Origin of the sequence: Polynucleobacter campilacus, assembly GCF_002206625.1 — a bacterium.
GTDB lineage: Bacteria > Pseudomonadota > Gammaproteobacteria > Burkholderiales > Burkholderiaceae > Polynucleobacter > Polynucleobacter campilacus.
In genome coordinates this window covers 135,467-142,243 of the sequence record NZ_NGUP01000005.1, presented here as the reverse complement: position 1 = coordinate 142,243, position 6,777 = coordinate 135,467, and the positions used below count along the sequence as shown (strand labels likewise).

General features: G+C 40.1%; 12 protein-coding genes. 9 read left to right on the top strand and 3 right to left on the bottom strand.

Annotated elements, in window-relative coordinates:
• The coding region (locus CBI31_RS10375) for a 4-oxalocrotonate tautomerase (RefSeq protein WP_088526193.1) at positions 1-296 on the top strand (296 nt) is incomplete at its 5' end.
• On the opposite strand, the gene CBI31_RS09670 is transcribed toward CBI31_RS10375, so the two are convergent.
• Positions 286-843, bottom strand: a complete 558-nt coding sequence (locus CBI31_RS09670; protein ID WP_088526192.1) for a GNAT family N-acetyltransferase — start codon at positions 841-843, stop codon at positions 286-288. The two genes, CBI31_RS10375 and CBI31_RS09670, sit on opposite strands and share 11 nt — an antisense overlap.
• 4 nt (positions 844-847) lie before the next feature.
• A complete protein-coding gene (locus CBI31_RS09665) occupies positions 848-1,045 on the bottom strand; it encodes a hypothetical protein (protein WP_088526191.1) in 198 nt (65 codons plus the stop codon).
• A gap of 195 nt (positions 1,046-1,240) precedes the next feature.
• Between CBI31_RS09665 and CBI31_RS10370 the strand changes: the two genes are divergently transcribed.
• Positions 1,241-1,417, top strand: a complete 177-nt coding sequence (locus tag CBI31_RS10370; protein WP_161491203.1) for a hypothetical protein — start codon at positions 1,241-1,243, stop codon at positions 1,415-1,417.
• 3 nt (positions 1,418-1,420) lie between these two features.
• Here the strand turns inward: CBI31_RS10370 and CBI31_RS09660 are convergent, their stop codons facing one another.
• A complete protein-coding gene (locus CBI31_RS09660) occupies positions 1,421-1,600 on the bottom strand; it encodes a hypothetical protein (protein WP_088526190.1) in 180 nt (59 codons plus the stop codon).
• Between the two features lie 304 nt (positions 1,601-1,904).
• On the opposite strand from CBI31_RS09660, the gene CBI31_RS09655 reads away from it, so the two are divergent.
• From CBI31_RS09655 to phnE, 7 genes are all read left to right on the top strand, one after another.
• A complete protein-coding gene (locus CBI31_RS09655; RefSeq protein WP_088526189.1) occupies positions 1,905-2,141 on the top strand; it encodes a hypothetical protein in 237 nt (78 codons plus the stop codon).
• A 2-nt stretch (positions 2,142-2,143) separates the two neighbouring features.
• Positions 2,144-2,836 carry a CDP-diacylglycerol diphosphatase gene (locus CBI31_RS09650; RefSeq protein ID WP_088526188.1) on the top strand — a complete coding sequence of 231 codons (693 nt, stop codon included), beginning with the start codon at positions 2,144-2,146 and terminating at the stop codon, positions 2,834-2,836.
• Entirely contained in the window at positions 2,837-3,406 is a 570-nt protein-coding gene (locus tag CBI31_RS09645; RefSeq protein WP_206075490.1) for an SRPBCC family protein, read from the top strand.
• Between the two features lie 185 nt (positions 3,407-3,591).
• Complete coding sequence (locus tag CBI31_RS09640) at positions 3,592-4,146, top strand: HD domain-containing protein (RefSeq protein ID WP_088526187.1); 555 nt, start codon at positions 3,592-3,594, stop codon at positions 4,144-4,146.
• Complete coding sequence (gene phnC, locus CBI31_RS09635) at positions 4,143-4,991, top strand: phosphonate ABC transporter ATP-binding protein (protein WP_088526186.1); 849 nt, start codon at positions 4,143-4,145, stop codon at positions 4,989-4,991. Before CBI31_RS09640 ends, phnC begins: the two co-directional genes overlap by 4 nt.
• A 27-nt stretch (positions 4,992-5,018) precedes the next feature.
• The gene (gene phnD / locus CBI31_RS09630) at positions 5,019-5,966 is read left to right on the top strand and encodes a phosphonate ABC transporter substrate-binding protein (RefSeq protein ID WP_088526185.1); all 948 of its coding nucleotides are present in this window, start codon (positions 5,019-5,021) and stop codon (positions 5,964-5,966) included.
• Positions 5,963-6,775 (top strand): phosphonate ABC transporter, permease protein PhnE, encoded by an 813-nt coding sequence (gene phnE, locus CBI31_RS09625; RefSeq protein ID WP_088526184.1) that lies wholly within the window; start codon positions 5,963-5,965, stop codon positions 6,773-6,775. Before phnD ends, phnE begins: the two co-directional genes overlap by 4 nt.
• Positions 6,776-6,777 lie beyond the last annotated feature (2 nt).

Sequence of the window (6,777 nt, the reverse complement as noted above, 5' to 3'; positions counted from 1 at the left end):
TTCATGATTGTTTTATAGGTGGAGTTTTACTTGATCAGCCCCATATCTTTTTAAGTGGTCAGATTCGACTTGGACGTAGTGAGCAGATCAAAAAGCAATTACTTGTTGAGATTGAAATTGCGATTCAGATAACTACTAAGCTTTCTAGCCATCAAATATGGGCGTATCTCGATGAACTTACACCATCTCTAATGATTGAGTATGGACAAATTTTGCCATCCGTGGGTAACGATAAAGCTTGGTTTTCAACCCTGCCAGATTCCATACAAAAAAAGTTAACTCTGCTTAGTTCCTAGTCTTATAAGAAAAAAGCTCAACTAGTGGAAATTGGAACATTGCTAACCAATTACGTTGCACAAACATCTGTTCTTTAAAGTAAGTAGCCGGTGTTGGCGGCGTGAGCTTTAGATTAGCTTCTGAATCACCCATCATATTGCGCGGAACTAAGCCATGTTTTTGACATAAATGCTTAATAGGGCGATTCCAGCTAATGCAATGCATAAAGAGATCTTTGTAATAGCGATTACGAGCCCAAGTAATAGCCTCATCCATCAAAGCATTAGCCACACCTTGCTTGCGATATTGCAGAGCTACGATCACGCCAAACTCAATCTCTTGACCCTTTGTAGCAATATGAATTGTGCCAGCCCATTGACCATCAACTTTGGCAATTAAAAAATGATGGTATTGGGGATTAAGGGAAAACTGTTGAGTTAATGAGTCAATCACCTCATTGGTCAGAGCATAGCCAAAGTAGTCATGTAGAGTCTGAGGATCTTGACTTTTTAACCAAGATCCATATTCTGAAAACTGATTCCTGCTAAGAAATTCAGTAGTCAGCATATTTTTACTCAATGTGATGATGTTTGTTGTAGTACTTTGCCTGCTGCAATCTAGCTTCGATCCAAGCGTCGTAAAGATCTATGAATGCATCTTTAATTGTTTTGACGGCCTGCAAACCCTTGGAGGGCAAGGACTGCTCTAAATTATTGCCCTTAGTTTGGTTACTAAAGACGTGATTTAAGAGGCTTAATAATTGTGCCATTTAAGACTCCTTTGGTTAAGGTATTAGGGTTACTACCTAAGAAGTATCTACTTTAACTATGTAAGTTGCATGACGATAGAAAATTTATCACTTAAAACAACTGTAAATTCATGCAGAAAAGGAGTTTAGATTTCGTTATGATTCAGTTACCAGAAAAAGTGTACTAATGTAGTAATAGCTATAAGAGAAACCTAAATGAATGCTTTAAAAGAAACTATCGAGAAGTTAAGGCAATCCGGCACCATTGGGTTGACGGATTTGAAATCTCTCAAGATGAGTGACTTAGAACAGCTCTCAGAGGAAATTAAGTACTGGTGTCTATACGGAAATGGCAAGCCTGAAAAATTAGGCAAGAAACATAAAGAACACTAAAGCCTAATCCCCTAAATCCTCGCTGCTGTCATCCACCCTATATTCCACTTTAATTTTCCTTAAGACCGGATGTAAAAGAACATTTTTGTCTTTAGGTGATAAATCAGTTATGTGGTAGAAGCCGTAAAAAGGAATCGGTTCTTTCTCAACGAGCTCGCGATCTTCAGTAGTAAAGGTAGTCATGAGTACTCTCCTTAATTAACCAGATTTGGTTACCTATGGGCTGTTGGACTAGGCTAATCACAACCAGTAGCAATCAGAATGAATCCACATATCCCATAAGTAGCTTTCATTCGTAGCGATTAAATATGACATGTCTATCGCTGACTCAAAATATTTTTGATAAATCTTAAGAAGTGAAATTGTCATATTTGGGCTTGATATATCAGTCTCAATTATGACAAAACGAATAGAAAAATTCATTGAAATGTCATATTAAAGGTAGAGCATCACACTCAAGTTCAATAGCAAGTTGAAAGAGATGAAAATGCCAAATCAAAACCTAAGCGATAAAGTTATCGACCTAAGAAGAAAATCCGCTGAATATTATCAAAAGGCTGCGTGGAATCAATTATTGGCCTTAGATAACTACAGAGAGAATAATTTCGTAGCGGCAGAGCGTTTTGCACAGCTATCATTTGAAGATCAGATGAGCGCTATGGAATGTGCAGAATTGGCAGATGCTGAATTTAGTCTGCATCTTGACTTGGAGCTTGAAGAGTAGACTTGAATACCAGTACCAATTACTTATGGGCTAAGATTTTAGTTGCATTAATAGCAACCATAGGTATCTCATCACAAGCTATATCTTTTAATATTGCTAAGAGCGATATTCTGTTGCACATCGTTTCCCAGTGTGTAGATCCATCAAAAGAGAATTACTGCGCAAATTGCATGTTACCGAGAGCTGATGCTAGGTGCAGCAATATCACAGAGTGTAAGAAGACGAATGAGGTATGGAAGCTTAGTACGCGCTATGCTGCAATCCGAGATATTAAGATGTGCGGCTGCCCAGTAGAGTTTACTCATGGTCTTGCAATGCCCAGGGAGGTCGTTACTGGAGTTGAGGATCCCAATCGGGAAGAGGATATTTGGCAATTTGCATGGGATGTAGGAATAGAGCGAATCGAAGCTGAATCACTTGCATTGGTCGTAAATCCGCCATCCCAACGTACGCAAAATCAGCTGCATGTGCACATACTCAGATTAGATCAAAATGCTAGGACTCGTTTTGATCAATCCAGTACTGTTTATGTTGATAACTTACAAAGTGTTTGGTTGGCTGCTGATAAAGTTGCCAAAACCAATGGACTAAATGATTATGGTGTTCTAGTAGCCAAATCACTAGAAGGGAAATACCTTGTGCTGGTAAGCCCAGATAGCCCCGAAGCTGCTTTTACTATCTGGAAATGCAATTGAATGATGAAATGGTTTGCTTGTCTATTGCTAATTCTAAGTGCAATCCAAATCCATGCTCACGAAAATACAAATCCTTATGATGTCCATGCCACTGTAATTACGGAGAATGGACACTTCAGAATTCAAGCGAGCTATGAGGTAGCAATTGATATCTGTTCTGCATACGCTTTTATTACTGATTATGAAGGGGCCAAGAATATGCCGGGAATTCTTGAGTCAAAAATCATATCGAGGACTCGAAATAAAGTAAGAGTTCAACGACTCATTAGAGAGCAAATACTCTTTATTCCTATTGAGATGAAATCTCTGATGGAATATACGGAGACCCCGAATAAACTTCTTATTTTTAATCAACTGAGCGGGGATAGCAAAGAATATAGAGGGTCCTGGAGGTTGTTCGAGGTAAGGGATAAGACTCTCTTTAAATATGATGCTATTTTTGAACCTGACTCTAGTATTCCATTGTTTGTGATTGAGTATTTTATGAAAAACAGTATTCGTGGTCGATTTGAGGTGATGGCACAAAAAGCAGCACAGTCAAAGTCTGCTGAATCATTTGCGTGCAATTAATTTGTTAGACGGGTCAGTTTTGGTGCACGTTTGTCGGGTGAGCTAACAAGAATTGGCAATTCTCGCTAATTAGCCAAAAAAACAGAAGGTATGTTCTATGGGTCTGCAGCCGTCTTTCTAGGCTTTATTTCTAACCGTTTTAACAGTGACACGAATTCGTAATATTTCCTTGTCATATTGATAAAATGCAATCATCCGTAGCCTATTTAGCCGATCTATATCAAGAAAAAGGTGATCTTCACTACGAAGGTGAGGGTGTTACTCAGTTAGCTCATGCTTGGCAATGCGGGCAACTTGCTAAAGCAGAAGGTGCTAGCCCTCAATTGCAATTGGCTGCATGGTTGCATGATATTGGCCATCTTTTATCCAAAAAAGAAGGTACTCCCACGACTTATGGGCATGATGATCGTCACGAGCATATAGGCGGAAATTATCTTGTCAATATTTTTTCTGAACAAGTGAGCCAGCCTGTGCTGATGCATGTCTTGGCCAAGCGTTACCTTGTGACTACTTATCCCGACTATCGTCAATCTTTATCTGCTGATTCCATTAGAAGCCTAGAACTTCAGGGTGGTGACATGTCAGAAAATGAGCTCTCCCAATTCATAGAGCACCCTTTTGCAAAAGATGCAGTGTCATTACGAAGGTGGGATGATATCGCTAAAAATCCTGATTTGAAGATGCCATTAAAAGCAGATGTGATCGCTGAGTTACTCAAATTGGCTAAGGAGTGTCAATGAGTACCGTACTCACAATACAGGAGGCAAATAAGACATTCTTTTCAAGTGGAAAGAAGAACCAGGCCTTGAGCAATGTCACCTTAGAGATTGCTGCTGGTGAGAGGGTGGCACTAATTGGAGCTTCAGGCTCTGGAAAGTCTACCCTGATTAGGGCGATATCAGGCTTAGAGATACTTGACAAAAACAGCGGTGAACTGTGCATTAATGGTCGGCAAATACAGTCCCATGGGCAACTGTCAAATAAGGTACGCCAAATTAGAAATGAAATTGGCATCATTTTTCAGCAATTTAACCTAGTGAATCAATTAGATGTAATGACAAACGTCTTAATTGGTATTTGTCCTCAAAAGAATATTTTCGAGATTATTTGTAAAAAATTTACCTTAGAAGAAAAGGCTAGGGCATTAGATGCCTTAGAAAAGGTTGGCTTAGTAGATTTTGCCTATCAAAGGTCCTCAACCCTATCTGGTGGACAGCAACAACGAGTGGCGATTGCTAGAGCATTGATTAAGGGTGCAAAAATTTTATTGGCAGATGAACCGGTAGCGTCATTAGATCCTGAGTCGTCCAGGAAGGTAATGGAAACGATCGTTAATTTGTCTCAAAAATTAGATCTGACTTTCTTGACCAGCTTGCATCAGATTCCAGTTGCTAGAAAGTATTGCGATAGAACGATCGCCCTGAATAAAGGGACTGTGGTTTTTGATGGTGCAACCAAAGCATTAACCTCCGACATATTGGCAGAGTTATATGGATCAAATTTAGAGGATTTGGAGATGGATGAGGATTTTCCTTCTGTTAAAGAGGCTAGTATTTCCGAGCCAAAACTCACATTAGTTCATTAGGCATTAATTTTTTATTGGGAGATTGAAATGAAGTTAAGCAAAATACTTTTGGCAGGCTTGATGGCTTTATCAGTTTGCTTGGTGCAAGCTAAAGAAATTAGTTTTGGGGTTATCTCAACAGATTCCGCATCTGCTCAAAGGGATCGCTGGGAGCCATTCTTTAGAGACATGGAGAAGCAAACTGGCCTAACAGTCAAATCATTCTATGCTCCAGACTACGCTGGGGTCATTGAGGCAATGCGCTTTAACAAAGTGCAGGTAGCCTGGTTTGGAAATAAAGCTGCCATGGAGGCTGTAGATCGCGCTAGCGGTGAAGTGTTCGCGCAAGTTGTTTTTGCTGATGGTGCCGTTGGATATACATCCTATTTGATTACTCAAAAAGATTCACCATACAATAATGTGGATGATGTGATTAAGAACGGAAAGAGTATCAATTTTGGTATTGGAGATCCAAATTCCACATCTGGTTTCCTTGTGCCAACCTATTACATCTTTGCTAAGCGAAACATCGAGGCTAGAGAGACCTTTAAAACCGTCAGAAATGCTAGTCACGGTGTAAATCTTCAGGCAATTCTTGCTAAACAGCTGGACGTTGCTACAAATAATTCCGAAGAGATTGACCGTTTAACAGCAACTAAGCCCGAGTCAGCTCAGGACATCAAGATTATCTGGAAAAGTCCATTAATTCCTAGTGATCCATTTGTATGGCGTACCGATTTAGATAAAGATACAAAAGAGAAATTGAAAAAGTTTGTATTTAACTACGCTAAATCCAATCCGGAAGAGAAGGCTGTACTCAAAAATATCTATAACTATGGTGGATTTAGGCCTTCTACCAATGCCCAATTAAATCCGATTCGTCAATTAGAGTTATTTAAGGATTTGCGTAAGGTTGAGTCCGATACCACGATTAGCGATGCAGAGAAGGCTAAAAAAGTTGCCGAACTGAATGAGGCTTTAGCTAAGATCAAATGAGCGAGTCTGTTTCAGAGCTCTCATTAAATCGAGCTAAAGTACGCGCTTTTGAAGAAAGACATGGCCTCTCCTATTACTTAGGATGGGCCCTGTTCTTTTTAGTGCTGGCTTGGGCTTGGCAGGGTGCAGAAATGCGTCCACTGGATCTGATTAAAGATTCTGGGAACATGAGTAAATATGCAGCTGATTTTTTCCCTCCCAATTTTAAGGACTGGAAGCTCTATGTGAGTGAGATGCTGGTAACAGTCCAAATCGCCATTTGGGGAACTTTACTGGCAATCGTAGCTGCTATACCTCTGGGCTTACTATGCGCATCTAATGTGGTTAGTCCATGGGTCTATCAACCTGTGCGTCGTCTCATGGATGCATTACGTGCCATCAATGAGATGGTCTTTGCAATGTTATTTATTGTGGCAGTTGGTTTAGGACCATTTGCGGGCGTGCTTGCACTATTTGTCCATACGACTGGAACATTGGCTAAACTATTTTCTGAGGCGGTAGAAGCGGTAGACCCCAGGCCGATCGAAGGAATTAGGGCAACGGGTGCCCATCCGATGGCTGAAATTGTGTATGGAATTTTGCCGCAGGTAATGCCCTTGTGGGTCTCTTATTCTTTATATCGTTTTGAGTCCAATGTTCGCTCAGCGTCTGTTGTTGGAATGGTGGGAGCCGGTGGTATTGGAGTCATTTTATATGAAGTGATTCGCGGCTTTCAATACTCTCAAACTTGTGCAGTTTTAATAATTTTGATTGCAACTGTAACCATCATCGATTTGATTTCTTCCTATCTAAGGAAGCTTGCAAGTTAAAT

Coding starts and splice junctions, on each gene's coding strand:
- CBI31_RS09655 (WP_088526189.1), top strand. CDS start 1,905: ATGCCAAATCAAAACCTAAGCGATAAAGTTATCGACCTAAGAAGAAAA.
- phnC (WP_088526186.1), top strand. CDS start 4,143: ATGAGTACCGTACTCACAATACAGGAGGCAAATAAGACATTCTTTTCA.
- CBI31_RS09640 (WP_088526187.1), top strand. CDS start 3,592: ATGCAATCATCCGTAGCCTATTTAGCCGATCTATATCAAGAAAAAGGT.
- CBI31_RS10370 (WP_161491203.1), top strand. CDS start 1,241: ATGAATGCTTTAAAAGAAACTATCGAGAAGTTAAGGCAATCCGGCACC.
- phnE (WP_088526184.1), top strand. CDS start 5,963: ATGAGCGAGTCTGTTTCAGAGCTCTCATTAAATCGAGCTAAAGTACGC.
- CBI31_RS09670 (WP_088526192.1), bottom strand. CDS start 843: ATGCTGACTACTGAATTTCTTAGCAGGAATCAGTTTTCAGAATATGGA.
- CBI31_RS09665 (WP_088526191.1), bottom strand. CDS start 1,045: ATGGCACAATTATTAAGCCTCTTAAATCACGTCTTTAGTAACCAAACT.
- CBI31_RS09660 (WP_088526190.1), bottom strand. CDS start 1,600: ATGACTACCTTTACTACTGAAGATCGCGAGCTCGTTGAGAAAGAACCG.
- CBI31_RS09645 (WP_206075490.1), top strand. CDS start 2,837: ATGATGAAATGGTTTGCTTGTCTATTGCTAATTCTAAGTGCAATCCAA.
- phnD (WP_088526185.1), top strand. CDS start 5,019: ATGAAGTTAAGCAAAATACTTTTGGCAGGCTTGATGGCTTTATCAGTT.